We start from the raw sequence: 24,901 nt of genomic DNA, 5'->3' as shown, positions 1-24,901 counted from the left end.
CCTTTTCAGTGGGGGAAGGCCGCATCGCGTCCGAGCAGCAGGGCGTCGATGAGAAAACGCAGCAAATGCAGATCAGCGTCGCTGTCGGTGCGGCGGTATTGCGCAGGATCGCGACTGACCCAGGCCGTGCCCACTCGCGCACCTTCAGCGCTGCGTAGCAATTGCACGGCGTAGATGCAGGCGCCGGTCCAGCTCCTGTGGAAGTACAGCCAGTCATCCTCATCCAGATAGATGAACCATTTGTCCTCCATCGCCTGCGGTACCAGCCCCTGGCTGATTTGCGCCAGTTCAGCCGAGTCGAACTCGGCGTGAAATGCCAGCAGCTCGCGCTGCTCGGGGTGGGCGAGGCGGTTCCAGTCTGCTGCGCGAGCGCGGCTCATCGGCTGGCGTCCGTTGCTTCGGATCGACGCACGACAAAGAGTATCGAGGCCGGACGGCCGCTGTGCGGGTGTAGCGGTTCGAGCAACTCGTACAGTGGCAGGCCGCTGCGGGTAAACAGCTCGACCCAGCTGCCCAGCGTGCGGAAGTACCAGGGCGGTGCCGGGGCAAAACCTTCGCCGCAGCCATCCCAGGAGCCCTGGCGCCAGCCGTCCTGGTAGGGTGGCTCAAGCAGATGCGGATGCAGCGTCTGCACGACCAGCAGCCCGCCGGGCCGCAGGACCTGCGGCGCCGCATGGAGCAGACGTTCCACCGACTCCCGGCCGATCAGCGAGAAATTGCATACCAGCATTTCGACCTGTGCTTGCCACTGGCCCGCAGCAACGGCATCGGCAAAGGCCTCGTAGCTGAGCAGGTTGAAGCTGCCCGGCCCGGCGGCCCTTGCCGCCTCGACCAGCTCCGCGACGCCGTCAATGCCCTGGGCGTGGATGCCGCGCCGGAGCAGTTCGCGCACCAGCCAGCCCTCGCCACAGCCAAGGTCCAGCACCGAGGCCGGGGCATGGCGCTCGATCACCTCGAGCAGGGCGCGATCGGTCACCAGGCGCCGACTCTCGATCCGCGACTCGCGCACGGCGCGGGTCCAGGGCTTGGCATTGAGCTGCCAGTCAGCCAGCACCTGGCGATCATCGAAGGACATCGGCAGTCTCAGCCAGCGTTGGTGAAGGTGAGGCGATTGCCGAAGGGGTCGCGCACGCTCATTTCACGGCTGCCCCAGGGCGTTTCCTCGATACCCGGCCGGGCATTGCCGTAGCGCTTCGCCTGCAGTTCCGCATGCAGCTCATCGAGTGCGTCGACCTCGATCCGCAGCGCGGCACCGGGGCAGGCATCGCCGTGATGCTCGGACAGGTGCAGCACGCAATCGCCCCGCGAGACCTGCATGTAGAGCGGCAGACCCGGCTCGAAACGATGCTCGAAGTCGATGCGGAAGCCGAGAAAGTCGACATAGAACTCGACCGCCTTGGCCTGATCGAAGCTGCGCAGAATCGGCGTGGTACGTGAAAGGTTCATCGATGGATCTCCAGGCCGCGGTCAGGCCGCGGCACATTTTCTGACGGTCTCCAGCGTACGCGTGGTGACGTTCTTGCCGAAGGTGCGCTCGATCAGCGCCATGAACACCGGTGCCTTGGGTGATGAGGGTACAGAGACCGTGTACAGCTCGCATCCATCCATACGCAGGATGCTCGCGCCAGCCTGCTTAGTGGCGTTCCAGCCTTTGGACAACCTTCTCAAGGATCGTCCGCCACTGTTCCGCGCTGAACCTGGCGCCGCAGTAGTTGAGCGGTAGCAGATCAACATTCGGCTCGAGCCACAGTCGCAGCGCAGCAATCCACGCGGTCGTGCCCTCCACGTAGCCACACTCCTGGCGGCTGATCAGGCGCACGAGGTTATCGGCGGCATCATTGGGGGTCCGACTGAAGATGCAGGGGTAGCCGATCCGGTTCTGTGTTTCCGAGACGTTCAACAGGTGCTCTGCTGGGGGATGACTGATGAAAAAATGCGTGCTCGTCTGAAAGCACCAGGAAGTGCTGTTAGCGCAAGGAATGGCTCAGGTCCCTGGCGAAGGCGACGCCATCACGCATTTCCTGGAGATCCCTCGCGACCATCCGTGGCAGCAGTTCGCAGAAGCTGTGCACATCCTCGATCTGGTGGTATCTGCTGCGGGTGGCCTCCGCCTCATATTCGGCTTCTTCGATGCGCATGTTTTTTGCCTTCTCCAGAGCATCATGGAAGAGGACGCGTAGCTCTGCGGGAGTGTCGGATCTCGCGAGCACAGCATCGGCCAGTGCAATTTTTTCCCGAAAATACTGCTCTATTCGTTCCGACTCGTCATAGCCGTGGTGCTTGCAATGGGCATTCATGATGCGGAAGTCGATGTAGTACTTGAAGAAGCGGTCACGCTTGTACAACTGCAGCTGAGCGACAGGTGCGCGTGGGAGGGGAATGTTTGTCTCCGGCACAGCTACTGGTGCAGGTACATGCGCCAGGGGTGGCTTGCGCGGGCTGCCGAAAAATCCGAAGCAGGCCAATACCAAGCCGAGCACGATCAATACGTATAGAAAGCTCTTCATGAATATCTCCGCACGACTAGGCAAACCAGAGAAATACAACGGCAAGTCCGACACCAATGAACAGAACAGGCGAGAAGTACCATTTGAGCGGAGACTGATCGGGGCCTTGCGTCTGGGCCTTGGCTATGGACGTGGTGAAAAGAAGGTGAGCCAGCCCGAGCACTGTGGCGGCCACGACGGTCCCTGCGACCAGGGCAAACGAGACCTTCTCTCCATCGCGCAGGTACTGCGGCAGCAGAGAGCTGACAAGGACCACTAGCGCGACTTTGAATGCGTCGAATCGGTTCTTCCTGTTCATTGCCTGCACACCCCTGCTTGCAACCTATTCATAGACGACAGTGACGCCATTGGCCTCGCTCTCCTGTTTAAACGTGCCGGAGCCGACCCAGTGTCCGAGTTTCGACGACAGTGTCAGATGGCATTGCCACACTCGAAGTGAGCGTCCCATCTGTAGGGCGCCCAGGTAGCGTGGACGACCCCCGGCGCACCGCAGCCCGTGCAGTCGACCAGAATCTCATCCGCAAAAGCGGACAGAAACTTTCCGGTATCTACGAAGCGCTCTTGCTTGTTCATGGCTGTCTCAGCTCATGCGAGAGGGGGAATGACGGCTCTGCCTGGGATTGTTCGTCTGGAGAATGCCGTCTATTCGTTGAATTTCTCTAGCCGCTCGGCCAGCTGCACGTCCAGGCTGCCAAGAAAGCGCTCTACCGCCTCGGTGTAAGCGCCGGCAGTACCCAGTTGCTGGTTGAGTTGGCGATGCGACAAGTCCTGCGGCATGATCTCGACCCGCGCGCCCAGCGCCTGAGCCTTTCGCTGAAAGGCAAGCGCCTGGGGACAGGCATCCTCACGTTTGCTGGAACAGACCGCCAGCAGCGGGTGCAGCCCCGGCTGCAGGCGGTGCAGCGGGGAGGCGGCGCGCCAACCGGTCGGGTCGTTGCCGAACGCCTGGTCATACAGTCGCGGATGGCGCTTGAGCATGATCGCCTCGACATCGAAGGCGGCGCTGTCGAGCGTCACACTACCCAGCCAGGGCTGCAGAGCGAGGTCCTGGCGAATGCCCGGGTCGCTGGACAGCAGTGCCACCAGATGCGCCCCGGCTGAGTGACCCATGAGCACGACCTTGCCCGGATCGCCGCCCCAGCGCGGCGCCTGGCGCTGCACCTCGGCCAGGGCCATGGCGATATCGCGGGCCTGTTGCGCTGGTCGGGCCTGTGGCAACAGACGGTAGTTGACCGAGACCAGGATCAGCTCGCGCGGCACCCAGCGCGCCACCTTGTTCTCGACCACCGCGTCCATCGCCTTGTCGCCGTGAGCCCAGCCGCCGCCGTGCACCAGCATGATGATCGGTGCGTCTTGCATGTTCGCGGCGCGGTAGACGTCATAGCGCTGCTCGGGTGCAGGTCCGTAGGCCAGGTCGTGCTCCACAGTCCACTCCGGCACCGTCTGCCGCGCCTGCAGGCGCTCGCGTAGCGGACCGGCCTGCAGCACGTTCGGCAGTAGGATCAGCAGCAGAATCCACAGGTGCGAGTGCATCGATATGACCATCTATGGCGGAGGGGTTTCGGGCAGCGGTTTAAGGGGGTAATCCGGGACAGACCACGGGCTCTCACGAAGTCAAAGCTAATCGTGGTTGGTCCCCCCTTTTGTTCATGACGCGCCGTGTCGGAAGTCAGACTTCTAACACCTTGGCGTCCGGTGCGTGCTTCTTCACCGATTCAATGCCCTTGTCACGGGAGGCGGCCGATTCGTAGGACTGGCTGGTGCCGATAATCTGGTGGTTGGCAGCCTTGAGGTTGAACATGAACTTGCCGGCGGAGGTCTGTTTGCGCTCGTAGCGACTGTCTTCGGTAGCGTTGTTCTTTACCGACTGGATCCCGTTGTTGCAGCCAGCTCGATCCTTGTAGCCCTCGCTAGCAAGGATGGTCTGGCCATTGCTGGCGTTGAGCCGAAAGCGAAACTCGTCGGCCTTGTCCTGGTAAACCTCAAATGTTCCGGACATTCTCATCTCCTTGCTCATGTCATTGCGGGAAGAAACCGTTAGCCCTTGTACAACCTAGTCAGAGGGCGAGCGGCTAGCGGTAATGCCGCTGCCTGCTGTATAGCGCAGCGGTCGGGATCGCATGAGTGAGGCAGATCACTGTTTGTAGGAAGAATCTGACGCACGTCCGGCTGCGGGGAGGGGTTGACCTCGGGGTGATAGCGGACACAGATCACGGCTTCTTAGCCAGAGAAATCAAGGAGCCAGAGCTAATCGTGGTCTGCCGCCTTGTATTACGGAGGTCTATTCGCCGCAGGCAATATGACGGCGACCGGTCGGAGACCGTTGCAGACGGCCTTCTTTCATTAGCAGGCCCAGAATGCTGTAGCTCAGATAGTCCTTGGAGCCACCACCGTAATCGGACTGCAGTCCAAGGTACTTCGCGACGTCAGCATTACCAATTCCGTTAGGGTTGGCTTTCGCCAACTCCATCACGGCCGACTTAAGCAGCTCCAAACCCATCTGAGCCTTTTCATAACAGCCTTCGGGAATATTCAGGCTGAGCTGCTTTCCCATGATCTCGGTATTCGGGCGCACGCGGTTGGTGAGCAGGCCTCCCTGACTGCGAATGCCAAAAGGCAGAAATCAGCTCAGCCTCGATCTTCAGGGCCTGAGGCTCGGTCAGGTTGTCCGCAATGATGGTATGGATGACCTTGTGGCCGCTTTCCAGAATCTCGCGGATTAGTGTGCCTTTCTCGGAGCCGTCACCCTGGGCCTGATGTTCCCACGCCCGATTCCCGGTGCCTTTCCCAATGTAGAAGGGTTTGGCCGGATTCTGGCGCGGGTCTCAGCGCATAAACGTAGAACGGGTTTTGAGCCATGACAGATCCTTCTGGAAAGCGGGCATTCGTTGCGAAGACGCCCGCCAGGGCTTAGTCGTCATACCCCAGGTTCGGCGACAGCCAACGCTCGGTCACCGCCAGCTCCTGGCCCTTGCGTGCGGTGTAGTTTTCGACCTGATCCTTGTCGACCTTGCCGACGGCGAAGTACTGCGCCTCGGGGTGGGCGAAGTACCAGCCGGAGACGGCGGCTGCGGGGAACATGGCGTAGTGCTCGGTGAGGAACACGCCGCTGCGGCCGGGCTTGCCGACCTCGGCTTCGGGGTCGAGCAGGCTGAACAGGGTGGCCTTCTCGGTGTGGTCGGGGCAGGCCGGGTAGCCGGGAGCAGGGCGGATGCCCTTGTACTGCTCGCGGATCAGGTCTTCGTTGCTCAACTGCTCGTCCTTGTCATAACCCCAGTACTCGGTACGCACGCGCTGGTGCAGCCATTCGGCGCAGGCTTCGGCGAGGCGGTCGGCGAGGGCCTTGACCATGATCGAGTTGTAGTCGTCGCCGGCATCCTGGTAGGCCTTGGCCACTTCCTCGGCACCGATGCCGGCGGTAGTGATGAAGCCGCCGACATAGTCGGTCACACCACTGTCCTTGGGCGCGACGAAGTCGGCCAGCGACAGGTTCGGCTTGCCGTCGGGCTTGATGACCTGCTGGCGCAGGTGGTGCAGGCGCGCCAGTGGCTGGCCGTCGTCACCGTAGACCTCGATGTCTTCGTCGTCGACCTGGTTGGCGGGCCAGAAACCGAACACCGCGCGGGCGCTGATCAGCTTTTCCTCGATCAGCTTCTTCAGCATCGCCTGGGCATCGGCGAACAGCGCGGTGGCGGCCTCGCCGACCACCTCGTCGGTGAGGATGCGCGGGTACTTGCCGGCCAGGTCCCAGGAGATGAAGAAGGGCGTCCAGTCGATGTACTCGGCCAGGACCGAGAGGTCGATGTCGTCCAGCACCTTGACGCCGGTGAAGCTCGGCGCGGTCGGCTGGTGGGTCTGCCAGTCGAACTGCGGCTTGTTGGCGACGGCGGCAGCGTAGGACAGGCGTTCGGTGCGGGCGCTGCGCGCGGCGGTGCGCTCACGCACCGTCACGTATTCGTCGCGGGTCTTCTGCACGAAGGCCGGCTTGAGCTCCTTGGACAGCAGCTGGGTCGCCACGCCGACCGCGCGCGAGGCGTCGGTGACGTAGATCACCGCATCGTTCTGGTACTTCGGCTCGATCTTCACCGCGGTGTGGGCCTTGGAGGTGGTCGCGCCGCCGATCATCAGCGGCAGGGTAAAGCCCTGGCGCTGCATCTCCTTGGCGACGTGGACCATCTCGTCGAGCGACGGGGTGATCAGGCCGGAGAGGCCGATGATGTCGCATTTCTCGGCAATCGCCGTCTGCAGGATCTTCTCTGCCGGGACCATCACGCCCATGTCGACGATGTCGTAGCCGTTGCAGCCGAGCACCACGCCGACGATGTTCTTGCCGATGTCGTGGACGTCGCCCTTGACCGTGGCCATGAGGATCTTGCCCTTGGCCTCGGGCTTGTCGCCTTTTTCCGCTTCGATGAAGGGGATCAGGTGCGCCACCGCCTGCTTCATCACCCGGGCCGACTTGACCACCTGGGGCAGGAACATCTTGCCCGAGCCGAACAGGTCGCCAACGATGTTCATGCCGCTCATCAGCGGGCCTTCGATGACCTCGATGGGGCGCGCGCACTGCTGACGGGCTTCCTCGGTGTCCTCGACGATGAACGCGGTGATGCCCTTGACCAGGGCGTGTTCCAGGCGCTTGTCGACCGGCAGTGCGCGCCAGGCTTCGTCCTCGACTTCCTTGACGCTGCCGTCGCCCTTGTACTTGTCGGCCAGGGCCAGCAGGGCTTCGGTGCCTTCCGGGGTGCGGTTGAGGATCACGTCCTCGACGGCGTCGCGCAGCTCCTTCGGGATCTCGTCGTAGATCTCCAGCTGGCCGGCGTTGACGATGCCCATCGTCAGGCCGTTCTGGATGGCGTAGTAGAGGAACACCGAGTGGATCGCCTCGCGCACCGGGTTGTTGCCACGGAACGAGAAGGACACGTTGGACACGCCGCCGGAGGTCAATGCGTAGGGCAGGTTGTCGCGGATGTAGGCGCAGGCCTCGATGAAGTCCACCGCGTAGTTGTTGTGCTCCTCGATGCCGGTGGCCACGGCGAAGATGTTCGGGTCGAAGATGATGTCTTCCGGCGGGAAACCCACCTCGTCCACCAGGATGTCGTAGGAGCGCTGGCAGATTTCCTTCTTGCGCGCGGCGGTGTCGGCCTGGCCGGCTTCGTCGAAGGCCATCACCACCACGGCGGCACCGTAGCGCTTGCACAGGCGGGCGTGATGCTTGAACTGCTCGACGCCTTCCTTCATCGAGATGGAGTTGACGATGCCCTTGCCCTGGATGCACTTCAGGCCGGCCTCGATCACTTCCCACTTGGAGGAGTCGATCATGATCGGCACGCGCGAGATGTCCGGCTCGCCAGCGATCAGGTTGAGGAACTTCACCATCGCCGCCTTGGAGTCGAGCATGCCCTCGTCCATGTTGATGTCGATCACCTGGGCACCGGCTTCGACCTGCTGCAGGGCGACTTCCAGCGCCTCGGTGTAGTTCTCCTCGCGGATCAGCCGGGCGAACTTGGCAGAGCCGGTGATGTTGGTGCGCTCGCCGACGTTGACGAACAGCGAGCTGCGATCGATGGTGAAGGGCTCAAGGCCGGACAGGCGGCAGGCCTTGGGAATCTCCGGGATCGCGCGCGGCGGGTACTTGGCCACGGCTTCGGCGATGGCCTGGATGTGCCCCGGCGTGGTGCCGCAGCAGCCGCCGATGATGTTGAGAAAGCCCGAGGCGGCGAATTCCTCGACCACCGCCGCCATTTCCGCCGGGGTTTCGTCGTACTCGCCGAAGGCGTTCGGCAAGCCGGCGTTGGGGTGGGCGGAAACGTGGGTGCCGGCCTTGGCCGAGAGTTCGGCCAGGTACGGGCGCAGATCCTTGGCGCCGAGGGCGCAGTTCAGCCCCACGGAAATCGGCCGGGCGTGGGCGACCGAGTTCCAGAAAGCCTCGGTGGTCTGCCCGGAGAGGGTGCGCCCGGAGGCATCGGTGATGGTGCCGGAGATCATGATCGGCAGTTCGACGCCGTCCTCCTCGAACACCTGCTGCACGGCGAAGATCGCCGCCTTGGCGTTGAGGGTGTCGAAGATGGTCTCGATCAGGATCAGGTCGGCGCCACCCTCGATCAGGCCGCGGGTGGCTTCGAGGTAATTTTCCACCAGCTCGTCGAAGGTGACGTTGCGGTAGCCGGGGTCGTTGACGTCCGGCGAGATCGAGCAGGTGCGACTGGTCGGGCCGAGGACGCCGGCGACGAAGCGCGGGCGGTCGGGGGTTTCCAGGGTCTTGGCGTCGGCCACTGCGCGGGCCAGGCGCGCACCCTCGACGTTCAGCTCGTACACCAGGCTTTCCATGCCGTAGTCGGCCTGGGATACCTGGGTGGCGTTGAAGGTGTTGGTTTCGAGGATGTCGGCGCCAGCGTCGAGGTAGGCCTTCTCGATGGCCTGGATCACGTCCGGGCGGCTCAGCAGCAGCAGGTCGTTGTTGCCCTTGACGTCCTGCGGCCAGTCGGCGAAGCGCGCGCCGCGGTAGTCCTCTTCCTCCAGCCGGTAGCTCTGGATCATGGTGCCCATGCCACCGTCGAGGATCAGGATGCGTTCCTTGAGGGCTTGCTGGAGGGCTTGCAGGCGGGCGCTGCGATCGAGGAGCGGGCTGGACATGGGTAACCTGACAGCTGGGTGAAAAGGGCGCGAATCATAGCAAATCCGCGCGTTCCACGGCCTTGGTCCGCTTTTGCATGAATTTCGTTCAGGTTGACGCGACACTAGGTCGCAGTGCTGGAGCGCCGGTCCGGCAGTCGACGGGGCTCGGTTCGGTCACGCCCTGGCCGCCGCTTCCGTGCTGGTGCAGCGGTCGGCACGCTTGCGCCATTTTTGCCTAGGGTCGTCTGGTCGCTCGCGGCGCCGGCTGGCTGGCGCAGGCGGCCGCTCTGGCAGTGGCGGCGAAGGGGCTGCAGGTGGCGTGGCGATGAGGCGGGCTCATTCGCGCAGGGTGTCAGCCGCGCGGTACCCGGCAGCTGACGGTGGCGTAGACGTAGTACTTCACCAGATCGCGGTCGGTACGGTTCCAGATTTCGCCGATAGAGCGCAGGCCCTGGCTCTGACCGACCGAGCCGGCGATGCTGCCGCTCCAGCAGCGCGGGTACTTGCCGCGATACAGCGGGCCGCTGATCACCACGGCAACGTGGCCATTGTTGCGCCCCGGCTGGTGTTCGTTGCCCTTCAGGCCAGCAATGACCAGATAACCCTCGGCCGCCTTTTTGGCTGCCTCCTCGCCATTGTCGAGCTTCTTCCATTCCGCGGACTGTGCCAGCCCGCCCATGATCGAATCGGCATTGCCGGCAGGCAGCGGCACGCCCAGCTCGGCGGCAACCGAGTGGACGAAGCCCGAGCAGTTGTTACGGTTGAGGGTGCCGGCGATATGGCTCATGTCCCAGCTGCGGGTGCAGGCGGCGACGATGCATTGGTCGAGACTTTCCATGTTTCGGATCCTGATCAGGGGGCGCAGAAGGTTTGGGTGGGCAGGGGCGCGAGTTGTTTGCAGCTGTCCAGCCCGTCGCCATCGCATTGCTGGCCGAGGGTCAGCTGACCGTCGCGAAGGCCCGCGCGCTGGCCGGAAATGTCCTGGCGCTGCACGACGGCACAGGTGGCCGTGTCATAGGCCACCAGCTCGGCATTCGAGCCGCTGAACTCGTAGGTCAGCAGGCGGCTTTCGTCGCTGCTCAGCAGCAGTGGCGAGCGCGCCCAGATGCCGCCGTCCTCGATGCTGCAGCTGACGCCGGTGGCCTTGTTCAGCAATACCAGCGGCGGTTCGGGAAAGGCATCCGGCGCGCTGATGTCCGGGTTTTCATTGACGAAGCGCACCTGCAGCTGACGACCCTCGCCGACGAAGTTGCTCGGCGCGGCGGGGTCTGCGCTCAGTTCGAGCGAGGTGAAGCTGCAGTCGTTCGCGCTGGCACAGGAGCACAGGCACAGGGCGGCTAGGGCGCCGGCGAGCGGTTTCATGGTCGGGGTATCTCCTGCAACGGAAGGTCACGCGCGGTGGTGGCGATGTGCCGGCCTCGGAGGCGCGCCGCGCAGGATACGTCCTTGGCGCTGCGCCACGGGATGACGGCGTTCACGTCTGCAGCGTCGGAAGCGCACTTGACGTTCTGTCCAGTGCGCGTCCGGTTCACCTGACAACTGCGGTGCTGCGTGGGCGAGGGGGGCTGCCGATACTGGCGCCACTTCCAACCAACCCGGTGCACAGGAGAGCAGGCGATGGGTGTACGCAACGAGCTGTATGGCCAGCTGATCGAGGTGGTCAACAAGAATCACGACGACGAGCCGGAGATCCAGCCGTCGCGCCCCATCGGCAGGAACGACCTGCTGCTGTGCAGCCAGGCCGAGGTGCCGGAGCGCATGCTGCGACCGCTGGAGCCGATCTGGGGCATCTGCTACCACCAGCAGGACGACGCCTTCATCAGTGCCCGTCTGGCGCGCCAGGATGACTGCGACATCTCGCTGCTGAGCGACTTCTACCAGCGCGCCTCGATGATGAGCCCGACCGCCACCGAGCAGGCCCGCTGCGGCGGTCGACGCATCGTCGAACTGCTCGAGCAGCGCCACGCCGACGATCTGCGCATCGTCGAGTCGTTGGCCGGCGGCGGCGCCATCTACGTGCTCACGCCGACCTACGAGCGCGGTCTGGAGTTCTATCGCCTGACCAACCCACAGGCCCTGGCCAATCTGCTGTGGAACAACCTGGTGCGCTTCTACACCAACACCGGCATCGGCTACATCGACGAGCCGCGCAGCGTCGAGGAGCGGCTGGCCGAGTCGATCATCGGCCACGACATCGAGGGCAATCTGGTCCTCGCCTTCGCCGGCAGCTCGACCCTGCTGCAGATCCACGGCTGCAGTGGCCTCTTCCTGCATGCCGAAAGCGACGACGAGCTGGCGGCTGCAGTGGCACGCCTGCCCGGCAACCTCGACCTTGCGATCGAACAGTGAGCTTTCCAGTTAGCGCACGGAGCCCAAGATGAACACAGTCAACGAACAAACCATCGCCCGCCGCGTGCGCGGGGTACGCACTCTGGGTCTGGTGGTCAGTGCCGCGGTGCTGCTGCTGGTCGCCTTCGGTCGGGGCAATGCCTACATCGAAGCGCGCGAAATGCTCGCCGAAGGGGTCGCCACCGAGGCAGTGGTGGTGCAGAAGAAGCACTGGATCGAGAGCGGCCGAAAGGGCCGTGAAAGTGATCGCTACGCGTTGGTCTATCGCTTCAGCGACGGCGCCGGCCAGCCGTTCGAGCGGGAGGTCCGCGTCAGCGAAGCGGTTTACCTTTCTACAACGGGCGGCGCGGAAGACGAGGCCAGCGGGGCGGTCCCCAGCCGTCTTGAGATCCTCTATCGACGCGCCGACCCGAACACCAGTGATCTGCGCCAGAGCTACCAGCGCAAGGCCTCGCTGCTGACGATCGCCCAAGACCTGCTGGTGACCCTGGCCATCGCCCTGGGTACGACCTTCCTCATCGGTTTTCTCACCGGGCGCAGCTTGCGTCGGCGGATGCTGCGCGCGCAGCTGGCGAACTAGAAAGGAGCGGATGACGATGAATATGCGAATTGCCGGCGTGGCGCTGGCCCTGGTCTGCAGCCTGCCCCTGGCAGGGACCGCCCAGGCCGAGGATGCCGACCGGCAGCTGTGCCAGAAGTACCGCGAGCGCCTGCAGAGTTTCGAGCGCGACGGGGTGATGGCCTACGATCCGCGCAGTGGCAATCTGCAGCGGATGAGCGCGGACCAGGCGCGGATCGTGATCGAGCGCACCCGCGAGCGGGTCCAGCAGCTGTGCCGCTGAGCGGAGGTGACCATGCGCAAAACCACAACCGCCGCAGTGCTGGGCCTGTTGCTCGCCCTGGGTTGTGCCCCGGCCCAGGCCGACGAGTTGCGCCAGCGTCTGTGCGAGCTGTACCGCGAACGCCTGAAGAGCTACCAGCTCGACGGCGTCTGGCGTCAAGACCCGGCGACCGGGCGCCGCGAAAAGATGGACGCACGCGAGGCGCGCGCGGTCATCGAAGACGCCCGCGAGAGCGTGAAGATCTTTTGCAATGAACAGGGTGTGGTGCGCTGAACGTGCCGCTGCCGAAACTTTTTACCTGAACGAGAGAGACAGCATGATCATCCAGCGACTTTCCCTGGCCCTGCTACTGGGCCTTTGCAGCGTTCTGCCGGTACAGGCGAGCGACAGCGACAAGCGTGCCTGCGAGATGTACAAGGAGCGCCTGAAGAAGTACCAGCGCGAGGGCGTGATGGGTTACAACGTGCTGACCGGCCGCACCGAGAAGATGGACGCGCGCCAGGCCCGCGAGGTGATCGAGGATACGCGCGAGAACATCAATATTTTCTGCAATGCGAGCGGCGTGGTCCGGTAAGCTTTGCGCCTTTTTACCGGGCAGGGGAGCCGGGCTGGATGGATGAGAAGAACGAGGCGTTCGCCCGCCTGCTGACCCTGTTCATGCGGCGCATCCGCGCCAGCGCCGCGGGTGTCGCTGCGGAGATCGGCATCAGTCGCGAATCGGTGAACAACTGGCGCAACGGCATCTCTCTGCCGAGCAGCAAGAACCGTGACCGGCTGATCGCCTGCGCCGCCTACCTGCGCCTGACCGAGGCGGAAACCAACCATCTGTTCCGCGCCGCCGGCTTCGAGCCGGAGTATCCGCTGCAGGACGTCGGCAATGGTGTCGGGCCCTTCGCCTTGTTCATCGATCAGCTGTTCGAGCGCCTCGGCCAGTTGCGTCCTTACCCCATCGCCATGCTCCTGTCCCAGGCGCACTGGGGCCAGCCGCCGTTTCGCAACGAGCTGCTGGGCAAGGCACGCAGCCTGTACGGCGAGGCGGCGGTGCTGCATGTGCAACCGCCATTCAGCGTCAGTACGGTGGCCGCCGATTACTTCGCCGCCATCGGCCGGCAATGCGGTTTTAGCGGCATCACCTCCGACTACGAATTCGAGGCGGCACTGGAAGCGCGGCTGACCGCGGGTGAGCGACTGTTCGTCCTGGTCAGCCGTTTCGAACAGGGTACGCCTGCGTTGCGCGAGACTCTGGCCGGCATCCTGCGCAGCCTCTCGGAGATGCACAGCGGTCGCCTGCACCTGCTGCTCTGCGGCAGCGAGGCGCTGGCAGATCTGAAATACCGCAGTGGCGATCTGTCGCTGCTCAACATCGCCCAGGTCAGCCACTGGCCTGAGCTTGAGCTGGCCGACCTGCGCCTGCTGGCGGCACGGATGAATCTCGACGTACCGCCACGCGAGGCAGTGCTGACCGAGTTGCTGGCACTCTGCGGTGGCCACCCGGCGCTGGCCGAGGAAGGCCTGCAATGGTTGGCCGACAACCCGGCCGGCAGTGCCGAGGCGCTGCGCGCGCTGCAGCCGTTGTTGGCGCAGAGCGGCCGCCTGTGGCAGGCCTTCCTGCCGATGACCGCGAGCAGCGCCGGGCGTGATCGCCTGCGCGAGTTGCTCGACTGCGAGGATCTGGGACGGGCGCGACCCTATCTGCCGGATGGTGATCTGCGCCGGCTGTTCTGGAACAACCTGATCGCCGCCCGCGGCCCCGCCGAGGAAGCGCGCCTGTGCTGGCGCTGTGAAGTGGTGCGCAAGGCCGGCTGGCAGGTGCTCGAATCATGCTGAGGGCACTGATCGGCGGGGTTTTCGGCACCTTCTGGGGGCGCGTGGCGCTGGGTTCACTGGCGCTGCTGTTCATCTTCACTGCGGTGTTCATGCCGTTGTACAACCCGCTTACTCGCGGCTACGTGCTCGCTGCGGCAAGCATGAACAACGTCTGGAGCGAGGTGAACATCTGGCGGGTCGTGCTGCATGAGGCGATCCAGTCCGAAGGGGAGTGGCCCAAGGACATCGAGAGCCTGGCCGTGCATGAGAGCCAGTTGATCGATGTGCATTCGCCCAAGCCCTACCGCCTGGCCGTCGATCTGCGCGACCTGGACCTCCTCGGCAATGTCGCCGGTACCCAGTTGCTTCTGGATTTCGACGAGCGCAGCAACAGTTGGATCTGCCGGCAGGGCGAGCCGCCGATTCCGCAGCGCTACCTGCCGATCAACTGCCGCGGGCCGGCCGAGCCGGGAGCAAGCCTGCCGGGTAGCGGCAGTGGCTGGTACTGGCTGGTGATCCTGCTGCTGCTGATGGTGATAGGCGCGCTCTACCTGCTGTTCAGTCATCCGCTGATCCTGCCGATCCAGCGCCAGCCGGCGCGTCTGGCCAAGGTGCCGTTCGCGCAACTGCCGCATGTGGACCGCATTCTCGGCCTGCTCGGGCGGCGCAAGACCGTCCTGCAGCTGGCCGGCGTGCTGCCCAGCGACTGGCAGGGCGCGCTCGACTACGCCGACAGTCAACCCGGCAGCCGTGCCCAGCGCCTGGCGCAGCGCCTCGGCGTGCGCTGGCAGCCGGCGAGCGGCTGGGCGCTGCCGGGCAGTGTCAGTGAATGGCAGTTCCCCGACGAGTCGCCAAGCGGGCTGGATCGCTGTCTGGTATTCGAGCCGGAGGCAGGGATCAGTGACGATGCGCTGCTCTATCAGCTGCGCGCGATACAGACCGGGCTGGACGTGATGCTGGTGTTGGGCGGCGATGACGCCGAGGGACTGGCCGAACACTGCCAGGACCCCGCCAACCTGCTGGTGCTGCTCGACAGCAGCGCGCAGACCGAGCTGATGCTGGCGCGCAAGCCGGCCGACGTGCTGCTCGATCGACTGTCGGCGCAGTTGCGTCTGACGCGCATCTCGCCCTACCAGACCCGTGGTGGTGTGGCGCGTACCGGCGCCTTCTTCGGCCGCACCCAGGTGCTGGCACGGATTCTCAACCGCGAGCCGACCAATTATCTGGTGGTCGGCGGTCGCCAGTTGGGCAAGAGCAGTCTGCTCAAGGCAGTACAGCGCCGTCTGCAGGGCCATCCGCAGGTGGTCTGCCACTACGTCTCGCTGCGCGACCACCAGCTGGCGCCACGCCTGGCGCTGCAGTTCGGCCTGAACGCCAACACCAGCCTGGAAGCGGTGATCGAACACATCGCCAGGGCGCACACCGGCAAGCGGGTGTTCCTGCTGATCGATGAGGCGGACCAGTTCTTCCGCGCCGAGTCCCAGGCCGGCTATGCCCAGTTGACCAGTCTGCGGGCGCTGAGTGAGGAGGGGCGCTGCTGGTTCATGCTGGCCGGCTTCTGGGATCTGTACGCCACCGCCGTGCTCGACTACCAGTCACCGCTGCGCAACTTCGGCGAGGTGGTGACCATTGGTGCGCTGGAGCCGGATGCCTGTAGAGATCTGGCCAGGGTGCCGCTGGCGCGCCTGCGCCTGAGCTTTGCCGACACCGGCGTGGTCGATCAGTTGGTCACCGCCAGCGGTCAGCGTGCCAACCTGGTGGCGATCATCTGCCAGGAGTGCCTGGAGGCGCTCAAGCCGGGCGAGCGGGTGATCGGCAAGCAGCACCTGGACCGCGCCCTGGCCAGCCAGGCGGTGCAGGATGCGCTCGCCGGGTGGGGCAGGTTGAGCAGCGATGACTATGACAACCGCCTGGACCGGGTCATCGTCTACTACGTCGCCTGTCACGGTGGCGCACGTCTGAGCGATCTGGTCCAGCTGTTCCAGCAGCAGGAGATTGCGGTCGATATCGAGCGTCTGCGCCACGCCTTCGCCCGGCTGGTGCTGGCGTTCGTGCTGAAGATCGACGGTCCACGCTATGGCTTCGCCATTCCGCTGTTCGCCATGCAGTTCGAGCCCAGCGAGCTGTCCATGCTGTTGCGCCGCGAACTGGACGGGCTGGCGCAGACGTCCGCCTGAGTCGGGCGAGCGAACCTTTGCGCTGCCTGGATTCGCCCCGGCCCAATAGGTCAGCGCATCTTCTATCGTGGCGCGCGCGTGCCGTTTCGGGGGTAATCGATCAAATAATGGCCAATTGCCAGGCCCTGATTCTGCGCGGGTTGTGACCGAGGTGGAAGTCAGGTGGCAAAAGACCGTCTTTATGCCGGACGGGCCTTTACAGTGCGCGGTGTGAGGCATTTACTTGCGTCAATAACAACGACAAGGGGAAGCCCCCGCAGTGGCCGAATTGGCAGTTCTGGTTTGCGACGATTCGATGATGGCGCGCAAACAACTCATCCGTGCAATGCCCGAAGGCTGGTCTGTGCGCATCACCCAGGCAGCCAACGGCATCGAATGTCTAAAGGCGATCCGCGACGGGCATGGCGAATTGGTCTTCCTCGACCTGACCATGCCGGAAATGGACGGCTACCAGGTGCTCGAAGCCCTGCACAAGCTCGGCATGGAGGCCAATGTGATCGTGGTCTCCGGCGATGTGCAGGATGCCGCGCTGGACCGCGTGATGGCGCTTGGCGCGCTGGACTTCCTGCGCAAGCCGGTGGACGCCGAGACCCTGCTGCAGAGCCTGCGTCGCCACGGTTTCTACAGCAGCCCGCAGGCGTCGGTGCAGACGCCCCTGGCCGATAGCGGCGCAGTGCCGTTCCGCGATGCCTTCCGCGAGGTCACCAACGTTGCCATGGGCAAGGCCGGTGCGCTGCTGGCCAAGGTGCTAGGGGTGTTCGTCGAGCTGCCGATTCCCAACGTCAACATGTTCGAGATCGGCGAGCTGCACATGGCGCTGGCCGATGCCCGTGATGGTGACCGGGTCACGGCGATCTGCCAGGGCTACATCGGCGAGGGCATCGCTGGCGAGGCGCTGCTGCTGTTTCACGACTCCGACCTTGCCGACATCACCGCGCTGCTCGGGCGCAGCGCCGAGACCGACGAGGCGCGCCTGGAAATTCTCCTGGATCTGGCCAGCATCCTGATCGGCGCCTGTCTCAACGGCCTGGCCGAGCAGTGGTGCGGGCATCTGGCGGTCGGCCACCCGGTGCTGCTGGGGCAGGGCAGTGCGATCGAGGACATCATCCGGGTCAGCGAGACCCGCTGGAAACAGACCCTGGCCGTGGAGATCAGCTACAGCATCGAGGGGCACCGCACGCATTTCGATCTACTGCTGCTGTTCACCGAGGATTCGGTGGCCACGCTCACCGACAAGATCGGCTATCTGATGGGTGGTGACTGATGGATAAGGCCGGACTTGAAGAGTTTCACTGGCTGCTGGCAATCGTCCAGAGCATCGACGTCGGCATCGTGGTGATCGACCGTGAGTACAGGGTCGAGGTGTGGAACGGGTTCATGGAGAACCATTCCGGACGCAAGCCGGACGAGGTGACCGCGCATAGCCTGTTCGAGCTGTTTCCCGAGATCGACGAGAGCTGGTTTCGGCACAAGGTCGAAAGCGTGGCGCTGCTGGGGATCCCGGCGTTCACCATCTGGGAACAGCGGCCGTATCTGGTGCGCTTCAAGAGCTATCAGCCGATTACCGGGCGTGAGGAGTTCATGTACCAGAACACCACGCTGATGCCGCTCAAGGACTCCCATGGCGAGGTCGCGCACATCGCCATCATCGTCTACGACGTGACCAAGGTGGCGGTGAACAACCGTCAGTTGCAGGAGGCCAATGGTCAGCTGCAGCAGCTTTCGCGTACCGACCGGCTGACCGGGCTGCTCAATCGGGGCTACTGGGAAGAGTGTCTGGGTATCGAATTCGTGCGTTACCAGCGCTACCGCCACAAGACCTCGCTGGTGATCTTCGATATCGATCACTTCAAGAAAATCAACGACGGCTACGGCCATCAGGCCGGGGATGCGGTGATCCGCGCGGTAGCGGAGCTGACGCGCAGTCACGCACGGGCTACCGATGTCGCCGGGCGCTACGGTGGCGAAGAGTTCGTGGTGCTGCTGCCCGATACCGAGCTGGATGGTGCCTTTCTTTTCGCCGAGCGCCTGCGCAAAGCGGTGCAGGAGACCGTGGTGCCCTATGGCGGCCAGCGTATCCAGTTCACCATCAGTCTCGGCGTGGCCTTGCTCGAGAATGATTGCCAGCGTTATGAGCAACTGATCGAGCGCGCGGATGCCGCGCTTTACGACTCCAAGGAAAGCGGGCGCAACCGCACCAGCATCCATGGTAAGTCCTAGTGTTTTACTAGGACTTTATCGGCGCTGGCGGATTGGCGTACACTGCGCCCAGGTTTTTGAGGAGTCCCCATGAGCGCCATTACAGTTACCGACGCAGCCCACGACTATCTGGCGGAGCTGCTGAGCAAGCAGAACACCACCGGCATCGGCATTCGGGTGTTCATCACCCAGCCGGGAACCCCCTACGCCGAGACCTGCATCGCCTACTGCAAGCCGGGCGAACAGAAACCTGAAGACAGCGCACTTGCACTGAAGTCCTTCACTGCCTGGATCGACGCGGTCAGCGAACCTTTTCTCGAGGATGCGGTGGTCGATTACGCCACTGACCGCATGGGCGGTCAGCTGACCATCAAGGCGCCGAACGCCAAGGTGCCGATGGTCAACGAGGACAGCCCGCTCAACGAACGGATCAACTACTACCTGCAGACCGAGATCAACCCGGGGCTCGCCAGTCATGGCGGCCAGGTCACGCTGATCGACGTGGTCGAGGAGGGCATCGCCGTGCTGCAGTTCGGCGGCGGCTGCCAGGGTTGTGGTCAGGCCGACGTGACCCTGCGCGAGGGCATCGAGAAGACCCTGCTGCAGCGCATCCCCGAGCTCAAGGGTGTGCGCGACGTGACGGATCACAGCAACCGCGATAACGCTTACTACTGACAGACCAGAGCCGGCCGGCACGGCGGTCAAAAGAAAACCCCTGCGAGTAAAGCTCTGCAGGGGTTTTTTATTTCCGGCGCAAGCGTCTGGTCAGGCGGGCATGCTCCAGGGCGCCAGGTTCACGCCTTGCCGCGCCAGCTCTTCGCGCGACTTGCGCAGTTCCTGTTCCAGCTGCAGCGGGTCGCTGTAGATGCTGCTGCTCAGGCGCGCACGGCCCAAGGCAGTGCTGGTGCGGTCGATGACGGTGATGTTGAGCTCGCCGTTGCCATCCTGTGGGGCCCAGGCGATGCACTGGAAGGGTTGAAAGGCACTGCCGGTAATCATCAGGGCTTCGTTGAAGCGCAGCTGAGTGTTCATGGTGTCTCTCCGGAAATTTCGCTGGCAGCTGAAATGCTGCACGATCGAAACAGTGGATGTCGGCGCGGCGCGGACAAGTCACATCTTCCGTGAAAATCTACGAAAAGCGTGCGCGCCGGCACACTGCGTCAGGGGCTACGGCGTTATCTGTCCTGCGAGGGGCGGGAGCCCGCGTCAGGCTAGTGCTGGCCGGGCCCGCAGACCAGCGAGTCGGCCTGGCGATAGAGCATCAGCAGCTTGCGGGTGATGGTCTGCTGGATGTCGTCGCGCTCGAAGGTGGACATCCGCTCCAGCCGGCTGAGCTGCAACCGATGCAGATGCAGGTAGGGGGTCTGCTGATCGAACTCGCGCAGGTCGCCCTTCATCAGGACCGGCAGGAAGACATCACCGACCTTCTTCTGGTTGCTGATGATCTGCGCCAGCGCCGGCTTGAACGGCATGCTGCGCGGTGCCAGGCCGCCGGAACTCATCTGCGTGGACAGCAGCAGGCCGGGTTTGCCGTCGACCATGCCGGGCAACACGCAGAGCCCGGTCTTGCGGACGGCCACCGCGTCGATTCCGTGCAGGGTGTCGTGGAAGGCGTAGGGGTTTGGCAGGATGACCATCTTGCGTCCGTAGTCGGACGGAAAATGCAGGTTGTAGTTGGTGTAGAGCTGATGCACGGACTCCGAATAGACGCACAGGCGGTTCTCGAACAGGCGGATGAAGCGCTCCGCCAGCTCGCGCCGCGCCATGCTGTCCAGATCCCAGATCAGATCCTGATTCTGCGGTTTGCTGAGGTCCACTTCCTGGTGGCGCATCTCGCTCATGGCGACCTACACCCGGAACTGGCCGAGCAGGCGATTGAGCTGCTCCGCAAGACGCTCCAGTTGTTGGCTGGCCTGACTCGACTGTTCCGCCGCCTGGGCGTTGTCGTGGGACAGGCGGGCGGCATGGGTGACGTTCTGGTTGATCTCGTCGACCACGTGCGACTGCTGCAGCGTGGCACTGGCAATGGAGGCATTCAGCCCGCTCAGGTTGCGCAGCGACTGGGCGATCTGCTGCAGGCTTTCGCCGGCCTGGCTGGCCTGCTCGACGGTCGCCTGGCTGGCCTGGCTGCTTTCGTGGATGACCCGCACGGCGGCTTCGGAGTTGTTCTGCAGACGCTCGATCATCGAGTGGATCTCGGCGGTCGATTGCTGGGTACGCTGAGCCAGCAGGCGAACCTCGTCGGCGACGACGGCAAAGCCGCGGCCCTGTTCGCCCGCGCGAGCGGCTTCGATGGCGGCGTTGAGGGCCAGCAGGTTGGTCTGCTCGGCGATTGAGCGGATCACTTCCAGCACGCTGCCGATCTGGGTACTTTCCTTGGCCAGGGTCTGGATCACCTCCACCGATTTCTCGATGGTGGCGGACAGCTGGTTGATCTGGGTGAGGCTGCGCTGGATGCTCTGGGTGCCCTGGCCGGCCTGATCCTCGGCGCTGCTGACCTCCACAGCGGCCTGTTCGGCATTCTTGGCCACATCCTGCACACCGTAGGTCACCTCGTTGATCGCCGTGGCGATCATTTCCATCTGCTGCGCCTGTTCCTCGCCGTGACGGTGGGCGGTTGCGGCGATGCTGCCCAACGAGCGTGAAGATTGATCAAGGCTCCCGGCGGCACCGAGCAACTGTGTCACCAGGCCACGTACCTTGCCGGTAAAGGCGTTGAAGTGGTTGGCCAGAGCCGTCAGTTCGTCGTTGCCTTTGGCGTCGAGGGAGCGGGTCAGGTCGCCCTCGCCGCTGGCGATATCGCGCATGGCGCTGACGGCTTCGTTGAGCGGCACGGTGATGCTGCGCGAGATCAGGTAAATGACGAACGCCAGAATCAGAATCAGCCCCAGATTGATCAGTACGATGTCGATGGCATGACTGATGAATTCTTCCCTCATGTCATCAAGAAAAATTCCGGTGCCGAGCATCAGTTCCCAGGGGGCGAAAATCTTGAAATAGGAGGTCTTGTAGATCAGTTCGCCGTCGGCAACCTTGGCCCAGCGATAGGTGTATTCCCCGCCGTCCGGATTGCTTTTGGCAATGCGCAGCATTTCTGGAAACAGCGAGACGCCGTCCGGGGTGGTGATCTGGGTAAGGTCCCGACCTTGCATCGCGGGCTGGATCGGATGCATGAGCATCACGGAATTGAGATCGTTGACCCAAAAATAGTCGTTCTGCGCATAGCGCATGCCGCGCAACACTTCCAGCGCCTGCTTCTGCGCTTCCTCGCGAGTCAACTCGCCGCTGAGCTCGCGCTGGTGATAGTGCTGGAGGATCCCTTCGGCACTCTGCACCAGATGCTTGGTCTGCTCGCGTTTGCCTTCATAGAGCGTGTCGTAGACCTGGACCAGCATCATGGCGCTGAGGGCCAGCAGCATCAGCATGGTGAGCGCCTGGACCACCCAGAGGCGACGGCTGATCGGCAGTGTGCGAGTGCTTTGCATAGTGTTGGCCCACGATATTCTGATTTTTATGGCGTCAAATTAACCACTTGCCTGGTCGTGACGCAATGCTCATCGCCTGAAGGTTAGATCGGACGCGACCAATGCAGGCGCTGTCTGGTAGCATTTCGGCCGCTTCGCGACAAACCTGAGCATTTTTGCTGCTTAGTCGCGTCTGTCATGCGCCGCCTTCAGCGCGGCCATCCATCTCCAGTTGCTCACGTAAGGAAAACAATGGATCTCTGGCTCGCTGTCCAGGCATTGATCCTCGGCATCGTCGAAGGTCTCACCGAGTTTCTGCCGATCTCCAGTACCGGTCACCAAATCATCGTCGCCGACCTGATCGGCTTCGGCGGTGACCGCTTCAAGGCCTTCAACATCATCATCCAACTTGGCGCCATCCTGGCCGTCATGTGGGAGTACCGCGCCAAGATCACCAGCGTGGTGGTGGGGCTGCCCAGTCAGCCGCGCGACCGCCGCTTTACCTTCAATTTGATGATTGCTGTTCTGCCGGCCGTGCTCTTCGGTGTGGCTTTCGCCGATTTCATTCACGAGTACCTGTTCAGCCCGATCACGGTAGCGGTGGCACTGGTGCTGGGCGGCATCGTGATGCTCTGGGCCGAGCGCCGGGTGCACGCGATCACCGCCGAAAGCGTCGACGACATGACCTGGCTGACGGCGCTCAAGATCGGCCTGGCCCAGTGCCTGGCGCTGGTGCCGGGGACCTCGCGTTCGGCCTCGACCATCATCGGCGGCCTGCTGTTCGGCCTGTCGCGCAAGGCCGCCACCGAATTTTCCTTCTTCCTCGCCATGCCGACCATGATCGGCGCGGCCATTTACTCCGGCTACCAGTACCGCGATCTGTTCCAGCCGGCTGATGTTCCGGTGTTTGCCATCGGCTTCGTCGCCTCCTTCATCTTCGCGATGATCGCCGTGCGCGCACTGCTCAAGTTCATCGCCCATCACAGTTACGCGGTCTTCGCCTGGTACCGCATCGCCTTCGGCCTGCTGATTCTGGCTACCTGGCAGTTCAGCCTGATCGATTGGGCCAGCGCCCAGGGCTGATCCATCAGGGCGATGGTCCTGGCTTCGCGGGGTTTATGCAGTACACGGCCGGGGCCGGCTTTGCCATAGTGGAACCTCGATAAGGAGGTTCCATGACCCACACTGCCGATCATCTGCAGCTCGACCTCAACGGTATTTCTCTTAGCATCCATTGCGCAGGTCCCGAGAAGGGCAGGCCGGTGTGGCTGCTGCATGGCTTTCCCGAGTGCTGGCACTCCTGGCGCAATCAGATCGAGCCGCTGGTGGCGGCCGGCTACCGCGTGTTCATTCCCGAGATGCGCGGTTACGGGCTCAGCAGTGCGCCGGCTGATGTGGCGGCCTATGACGTGCTGACGCTGTGTGGCGACATCCGTGCAGCGATGGATCATTTCGGTCATCGCCAGGTCGCGGTGGTCGGGCACGACTGGGGCGCAATGGTCTCCTGGTACCTGGCTCTGCTCGAGCCTGCACGGGTCGCGGCACTGGTTACCATGTCGGTGCCTTTTGCCGGGCGGCCGCGACGGCCGGCCACCGAGATCATGCGCGAGGCCAGTGGCGGCAAATTCAACTACATCCTCTATTTCCAGGAGCCCGGCCGCGCCGAGCGCGAGCTGGACGCCGATGTCGACCGCACACTGCGCCTGCTGATGTACTACGAGCAAAGAAGCCTGCTGCTGCAGGACAAACCTGCGGACGGCACGCTGTTCGAGGATGACATGCAGGCCGGAGCGCTGCCGGACTGGTGCCCCGAGGAAGACTTTGCCGTATACCGCCAGACTTTCGCCGAGCGTGGCTTTCGCGGTGCGCTGAACTGGTATCGCAATTTCGAGCGCAACTGGCAGGTCACCGAGCCGTTGCAGGGACGCAAGGTCGAGCAGCCGACCCTGTTCCTGATCGGCAACCAGGATCCGGTCGGCAAGCTTGAGGCCTACACCCTGAAGAAGATGCCCGAGTGGGTGCCGGATCTTGAGCAGCATCTGCTGGAGCCCTGTGGCCACTGGATTCAGAACGAACAGGCGGGACGGGTCAATCAGCTGCTGTTGGACTTCCTGGCACGGCGCTTTCCGCACTGAGCAAAACCTGGGCTTTCAAACCTGTCGGCTAGAATGCCGCTTTCACTGACGGAGCAGGCAGCTGCAATGGAACTGCAAGGCACACTGAAAAGCTGGAATGACGACAAGGGCTTCGGCTTCATCCGGCCTGCAACGGGTGGCGAGGATGTCTTCGTGCATATCTCGGCGGTGCGCGGCGATCAGCGCCCACAGGTGGGTGAGGCGGTGGCCTATGTCGCCGGACGCGATGAGCGCGGTCGCGCACGCGCCGAGCACATGCGCACGGCCGGCTCGTTGCGCATCGACCAGCCCGGTATCCGTCGGCGCCCAAGTCCAGTGCCCAGCGCCTCGGTCAGGAATACACCCGCACCGATAGCGGACGGGCGCCGAGGAGCTGGCGGCCGGGCGGTAATCCGCCATCTGCCGGCCAAGCTGATCCTGCTGGCGCTGCTTTGCCTGTTGCCGGTCTGGGGATGCCTGCGGGCGCTGGACGCGGGCGTCCCCTGGATCGGGCTGGGTTATCTGCTGTTCAGTCTGCTGAGCTTCGGCCTGTACTGGAGTGACAAGCGCAAAGCCCAGTCAGGACACTGGCGCGTTACCGAGGCCCGGCTACACCTGTCCGAGCTACTCGGCGGCTGGCCCGGCGCGCTGATTGCGCAGCAGGTGTTCCGGCACAAGACCCGCAAGCTCGGCTTTCAATTCATCTGCTGGAGCATCGTGGCGGCGCATCAGGCGTTCTGGCTGGAGCGCCTGCTGCTGAAGGCAAGCGTTATCGGCCCGTTGCCTGTTCCAGGACTGTGAGATCTCAACAATGAAAAAAGCCCGCTT

The 24,901-nt window shown here is 63.7% G+C and carries 30 protein-coding genes and 1 pseudogene; 13 read left to right on the top strand and 18 right to left on the bottom strand.

Translation table 11 applies throughout. From position 1 onward, the window contains the following. Window positions 1-5 precede the first annotated feature (5 nt). The 14 genes from DBO85_RS15830 to DBO85_RS15775 form a co-directional block, all read right to left on the bottom strand. Window positions 6-380, bottom strand: coding sequence for a hypothetical protein (locus DBO85_RS15830; RefSeq protein WP_108108218.1), 375 nt, complete (start codon window positions 378-380; stop codon window positions 6-8). Next, a complete protein-coding gene (locus DBO85_RS15825) occupies window positions 377-1,075 on the bottom strand; it encodes a class I SAM-dependent methyltransferase (protein WP_108108217.1) in 699 nt (232 codons plus the stop codon). The genes DBO85_RS15830 and DBO85_RS15825 overlap by 4 nt, the downstream gene beginning before the upstream one ends. An 8-nt stretch (window positions 1,076-1,083) precedes the next feature. Then, window positions 1,084-1,446 carry a glyoxalase superfamily protein gene (locus tag DBO85_RS15820; protein WP_108108216.1) on the bottom strand — a complete coding sequence of 121 codons (363 nt, stop codon included), beginning with the start codon at window positions 1,444-1,446 and terminating at the stop codon, window positions 1,084-1,086. Window positions 1,447-1,467: 21 nt separating this feature from the next. Beyond that, window positions 1,468-1,608 carry a hypothetical protein gene (locus DBO85_RS19210; protein ID WP_158268903.1) on the bottom strand — a complete coding sequence of 47 codons (141 nt, stop codon included), beginning with the start codon at window positions 1,606-1,608 and terminating at the stop codon, window positions 1,468-1,470. Window positions 1,609-1,633: 25 nt separating this feature from the next. Then, window positions 1,634-1,900 (bottom strand): hypothetical protein, encoded by a 267-nt coding sequence (locus tag DBO85_RS15815; protein WP_108108215.1) that lies wholly within the window; start codon window positions 1,898-1,900, stop codon window positions 1,634-1,636. 67 nt (window positions 1,901-1,967) lie between these two features. Continuing rightward, window positions 1,968-2,507: a hypothetical protein gene (locus tag DBO85_RS15810; protein WP_108108214.1), complete on the bottom strand. Its 540-nt coding sequence runs from the start codon at window positions 2,505-2,507 to the stop codon at window positions 1,968-1,970. Window positions 2,508-2,523: 16 nt separating this feature from the next. Then, on the bottom strand, window positions 2,524-2,805 hold the full coding sequence (locus tag DBO85_RS15805; protein WP_108108213.1) for a hypothetical protein: 282 nt from the start codon (window positions 2,803-2,805) through the stop codon (window positions 2,524-2,526). Between the two features lie 344 nt (window positions 2,806-3,149). Next, window positions 3,150-4,040: an alpha/beta hydrolase gene (locus DBO85_RS15800; RefSeq protein WP_108108212.1), complete on the bottom strand. Its 891-nt coding sequence runs from the start codon at window positions 4,038-4,040 to the stop codon at window positions 3,150-3,152. A gap of 136 nt (window positions 4,041-4,176) precedes the next feature. After that, window positions 4,177-4,506, bottom strand: coding sequence for a YegP family protein (locus DBO85_RS15795; RefSeq protein WP_108108211.1), 330 nt, complete (start codon window positions 4,504-4,506; stop codon window positions 4,177-4,179). A gap of 282 nt (window positions 4,507-4,788) precedes the next feature. Then, entirely contained in the window at window positions 4,789-5,061 is a 273-nt protein-coding gene (locus tag DBO85_RS19345) for a hypothetical protein (RefSeq protein WP_199287000.1), read from the bottom strand. Further along, window positions 5,018-5,299 carry a GIY-YIG nuclease family protein gene (locus DBO85_RS19785; RefSeq protein ID WP_407681482.1) on the bottom strand — a complete coding sequence of 94 codons (282 nt, stop codon included), beginning with the start codon at window positions 5,297-5,299 and terminating at the stop codon, window positions 5,018-5,020. The genes DBO85_RS19345 and DBO85_RS19785 overlap by 44 nt, the downstream gene beginning before the upstream one ends. Window positions 5,300-5,417: 118 nt before the next feature. Then, window positions 5,418-9,140 carry a methionine synthase gene (gene metH / locus DBO85_RS15785; RefSeq protein WP_108108210.1) on the bottom strand — a complete coding sequence of 1,241 codons (3,723 nt, stop codon included), beginning with the start codon at window positions 9,138-9,140 and terminating at the stop codon, window positions 5,418-5,420. Window positions 9,141-9,474: 334 nt separating this feature from the next. Then, entirely contained in the window at window positions 9,475-9,960 is a 486-nt protein-coding gene (locus DBO85_RS15780; RefSeq protein ID WP_108108209.1) for a hypothetical protein, read from the bottom strand. A 14-nt stretch (window positions 9,961-9,974) separates the two neighbouring features. Continuing rightward, the gene (locus DBO85_RS15775) at window positions 9,975-10,484 is read right to left on the bottom strand and encodes a hypothetical protein (RefSeq protein ID WP_108108208.1); all 510 of its coding nucleotides are present in this window, start codon (window positions 10,482-10,484) and stop codon (window positions 9,975-9,977) included. A gap of 255 nt (window positions 10,485-10,739) precedes the next feature. Between DBO85_RS15775 and DBO85_RS15770 the strand changes: the two genes are divergently transcribed. The 10 genes from DBO85_RS15770 (at window position 10,740) to nfuA (ending at window position 19,170) form a co-directional block, all read left to right on the top strand. Then, a complete protein-coding gene (locus tag DBO85_RS15770; RefSeq protein WP_108108207.1) occupies window positions 10,740-11,471 on the top strand; it encodes a hypothetical protein in 732 nt (243 codons plus the stop codon). Window positions 11,472-11,499: 28 nt separating this feature from the next. Continuing rightward, window positions 11,500-12,051 carry a DUF3592 domain-containing protein gene (locus DBO85_RS15765; protein WP_108108206.1) on the top strand — a complete coding sequence of 184 codons (552 nt, stop codon included), beginning with the start codon at window positions 11,500-11,502 and terminating at the stop codon, window positions 12,049-12,051. Between the two features lie 16 nt (window positions 12,052-12,067). Next, on the top strand, window positions 12,068-12,313 hold the full coding sequence (locus tag DBO85_RS15760; protein WP_108108205.1) for a hypothetical protein: 246 nt from the start codon (window positions 12,068-12,070) through the stop codon (window positions 12,311-12,313). Between the two features lie 12 nt (window positions 12,314-12,325). After that, window positions 12,326-12,586, top strand: a complete 261-nt coding sequence (locus tag DBO85_RS15755; protein WP_108108204.1) for a hypothetical protein — start codon at window positions 12,326-12,328, stop codon at window positions 12,584-12,586. A 43-nt stretch (window positions 12,587-12,629) separates the two neighbouring features. Then, on the top strand, window positions 12,630-12,887 hold the full coding sequence (locus tag DBO85_RS15750) for a hypothetical protein (RefSeq protein ID WP_108108203.1): 258 nt from the start codon (window positions 12,630-12,632) through the stop codon (window positions 12,885-12,887). Window positions 12,888-12,925: 38 nt separating this feature from the next. Further along, the gene (locus DBO85_RS15745) at window positions 12,926-14,140 is read left to right on the top strand and encodes a helix-turn-helix domain-containing protein (protein WP_108108202.1); all 1,215 of its coding nucleotides are present in this window, start codon (window positions 12,926-12,928) and stop codon (window positions 14,138-14,140) included. Beyond that, window positions 14,134-16,296 (top strand): AAA family ATPase, encoded by a 2,163-nt coding sequence (locus tag DBO85_RS15740; RefSeq protein WP_108108201.1) that lies wholly within the window; start codon window positions 14,134-14,136, stop codon window positions 16,294-16,296. Before DBO85_RS15745 ends, DBO85_RS15740 begins: the two co-directional genes overlap by 7 nt. 259 nt (window positions 16,297-16,555) lie before the next feature. Next, window positions 16,556-17,560 (top strand): response regulator, encoded by a 1,005-nt coding sequence (locus DBO85_RS15735; protein ID WP_108108200.1) that lies wholly within the window; start codon window positions 16,556-16,558, stop codon window positions 17,558-17,560. After that, window positions 17,557-18,516, top strand: coding sequence for a sensor domain-containing diguanylate cyclase (locus DBO85_RS15730; protein ID WP_108108199.1), 960 nt, complete (start codon window positions 17,557-17,559; stop codon window positions 18,514-18,516). Before DBO85_RS15735 ends, DBO85_RS15730 begins: the two co-directional genes overlap by 4 nt. Window positions 18,517-18,585: 69 nt before the next feature. Beyond that, on the top strand, window positions 18,586-19,170 hold the full coding sequence (gene nfuA / locus DBO85_RS15725; RefSeq protein ID WP_108108198.1) for a Fe-S biogenesis protein NfuA: 585 nt from the start codon (window positions 18,586-18,588) through the stop codon (window positions 19,168-19,170). A gap of 90 nt (window positions 19,171-19,260) precedes the next feature. Here the strand turns inward: nfuA and DBO85_RS15720 are convergent, their stop codons facing one another. From DBO85_RS15720 to DBO85_RS19775, 4 genes and pseudogenes are all read right to left on the bottom strand, one after another. Next, on the bottom strand, window positions 19,261-19,527 hold the full coding sequence (locus DBO85_RS15720; protein ID WP_108108197.1) for a hypothetical protein: 267 nt from the start codon (window positions 19,525-19,527) through the stop codon (window positions 19,261-19,263). Between the two features lie 179 nt (window positions 19,528-19,706). Next, on the bottom strand, window positions 19,707-20,336 hold the full coding sequence (locus DBO85_RS15715) for a hypothetical protein (RefSeq protein ID WP_108108196.1): 630 nt from the start codon (window positions 20,334-20,336) through the stop codon (window positions 19,707-19,709). Window positions 20,337-20,342: 6 nt separating this feature from the next. Further along, complete coding sequence (locus tag DBO85_RS19780; protein WP_407681481.1) at window positions 20,343-21,071, bottom strand: methyl-accepting chemotaxis protein; 729 nt, start codon at window positions 21,069-21,071, stop codon at window positions 20,343-20,345. A 132-nt stretch (window positions 21,072-21,203) separates the two neighbouring features. After that, window positions 21,204-21,890 (bottom strand): annotated as a pseudogene (locus DBO85_RS19775) (cache domain-containing protein); the annotation flags it as partial. Window positions 21,891-22,211: 321 nt separating this feature from the next. On the opposite strand from DBO85_RS19775, the gene DBO85_RS15705 reads away from it, so the two are divergent. The 3 genes from DBO85_RS15705 (at window position 22,212) to DBO85_RS15695 (ending at window position 24,874) form a co-directional block, all read left to right on the top strand. Continuing rightward, window positions 22,212-23,042 (top strand): undecaprenyl-diphosphate phosphatase, encoded by an 831-nt coding sequence (locus DBO85_RS15705; protein WP_108108194.1) that lies wholly within the window; start codon window positions 22,212-22,214, stop codon window positions 23,040-23,042. A 92-nt stretch (window positions 23,043-23,134) separates the two neighbouring features. Continuing rightward, window positions 23,135-24,094, top strand: coding sequence for an alpha/beta fold hydrolase (locus tag DBO85_RS15700; RefSeq protein ID WP_108108193.1), 960 nt, complete (start codon window positions 23,135-23,137; stop codon window positions 24,092-24,094). 66 nt (window positions 24,095-24,160) lie between these two features. Further along, a complete protein-coding gene (locus DBO85_RS15695) occupies window positions 24,161-24,874 on the top strand; it encodes a DUF1294 domain-containing protein (RefSeq protein WP_108108192.1) in 714 nt (237 codons plus the stop codon). Window positions 24,875-24,901: the final 27 nt, after the last annotated feature.

The organism is Pseudomonas mangrovi (assembly GCF_003052585.1).
Lineage (GTDB): Bacteria > Pseudomonadota > Gammaproteobacteria > Pseudomonadales > Pseudomonadaceae > Aquipseudomonas > Aquipseudomonas mangrovi.
The sequence above is the reverse complement of the archived record's forward strand: the minus strand, read 5'-3'. Positions and strand labels throughout refer to the sequence as shown.

Bases quoted from the DNA above. Each gene is read 5' to 3' on its own strand.
- DBO85_RS15830 (WP_108108218.1), bottom strand. From the start codon at position 380: ATGAGCCGCGCTCGCGCAGCAGACTGGAACCGCCTCGCCCACCCCGAG.
- DBO85_RS15825 (WP_108108217.1), bottom strand. From the start codon at position 1,075: ATGTCCTTCGATGATCGCCAGGTGCTGGCTGACTGGCAGCTCAATGCC.
- DBO85_RS15820 (WP_108108216.1), bottom strand. From the start codon at position 1,446: ATGAACCTTTCACGTACCACGCCGATTCTGCGCAGCTTCGATCAGGCC.
- DBO85_RS19210 (WP_158268903.1), bottom strand. From the start codon at position 1,608: ATGGATGGATGCGAGCTGTACACGGTCTCTGTACCCTCATCACCCAAG.
- DBO85_RS15810 (WP_108108214.1), bottom strand. From the start codon at position 2,507: ATGAAGAGCTTTCTATACGTATTGATCGTGCTCGGCTTGGTATTGGCC.
- DBO85_RS15805 (WP_108108213.1), bottom strand. From the start codon at position 2,805: ATGAACAGGAAGAACCGATTCGACGCATTCAAAGTCGCGCTAGTGGTC.
- DBO85_RS15800 (WP_108108212.1), bottom strand. From the start codon at position 4,040: ATGCACTCGCACCTGTGGATTCTGCTGCTGATCCTACTGCCGAACGTG.
- DBO85_RS15795 (WP_108108211.1), bottom strand. From the start codon at position 4,506: ATGTCCGGAACATTTGAGGTTTACCAGGACAAGGCCGACGAGTTTCGC.
- DBO85_RS19345 (WP_199287000.1), bottom strand. From the start codon at position 5,061: ATGGGAAAGCAGCTCAGCCTGAATATTCCCGAAGGCTGTTATGAAAAG.
- metH (WP_108108210.1), bottom strand. From the start codon at position 9,140: ATGTCCAGCCCGCTCCTCGATCGCAGCGCCCGCCTGCAAGCCCTCCAG.
- DBO85_RS15780 (WP_108108209.1), bottom strand. From the start codon at position 9,960: ATGGAAAGTCTCGACCAATGCATCGTCGCCGCCTGCACCCGCAGCTGG.
- DBO85_RS15775 (WP_108108208.1), bottom strand. From the start codon at position 10,484: ATGAAACCGCTCGCCGGCGCCCTAGCCGCCCTGTGCCTGTGCTCCTGT.
- DBO85_RS15770 (WP_108108207.1), top strand. From the start codon at position 10,740: ATGGGTGTACGCAACGAGCTGTATGGCCAGCTGATCGAGGTGGTCAAC.
- DBO85_RS15765 (WP_108108206.1), top strand. From the start codon at position 11,500: ATGAACACAGTCAACGAACAAACCATCGCCCGCCGCGTGCGCGGGGTA.
- DBO85_RS15760 (WP_108108205.1), top strand. From the start codon at position 12,068: ATGAATATGCGAATTGCCGGCGTGGCGCTGGCCCTGGTCTGCAGCCTG.
- DBO85_RS15755 (WP_108108204.1), top strand. From the start codon at position 12,326: ATGCGCAAAACCACAACCGCCGCAGTGCTGGGCCTGTTGCTCGCCCTG.
- DBO85_RS15750 (WP_108108203.1), top strand. From the start codon at position 12,630: ATGATCATCCAGCGACTTTCCCTGGCCCTGCTACTGGGCCTTTGCAGC.
- DBO85_RS15745 (WP_108108202.1), top strand. From the start codon at position 12,926: ATGGATGAGAAGAACGAGGCGTTCGCCCGCCTGCTGACCCTGTTCATG.
- DBO85_RS15740 (WP_108108201.1), top strand. From the start codon at position 14,134: ATGCTGAGGGCACTGATCGGCGGGGTTTTCGGCACCTTCTGGGGGCGC.
- nfuA (WP_108108198.1), top strand. From the start codon at position 18,586: ATGAGCGCCATTACAGTTACCGACGCAGCCCACGACTATCTGGCGGAG.
- DBO85_RS15720 (WP_108108197.1), bottom strand. From the start codon at position 19,527: ATGAACACTCAGCTGCGCTTCAACGAAGCCCTGATGATTACCGGCAGT.
- DBO85_RS15715 (WP_108108196.1), bottom strand. From the start codon at position 20,336: ATGAGCGAGATGCGCCACCAGGAAGTGGACCTCAGCAAACCGCAGAAT.
- DBO85_RS19780 (WP_407681481.1), bottom strand. From the start codon at position 21,071: ATGATCGCCACGGCGATCAACGAGGTGACCTACGGTGTGCAGGATGTG.
- DBO85_RS15705 (WP_108108194.1), top strand. From the start codon at position 22,212: ATGGATCTCTGGCTCGCTGTCCAGGCATTGATCCTCGGCATCGTCGAA.
- DBO85_RS15700 (WP_108108193.1), top strand. From the start codon at position 23,135: ATGACCCACACTGCCGATCATCTGCAGCTCGACCTCAACGGTATTTCT.
- DBO85_RS15695 (WP_108108192.1), top strand. From the start codon at position 24,161: ATGGAACTGCAAGGCACACTGAAAAGCTGGAATGACGACAAGGGCTTC.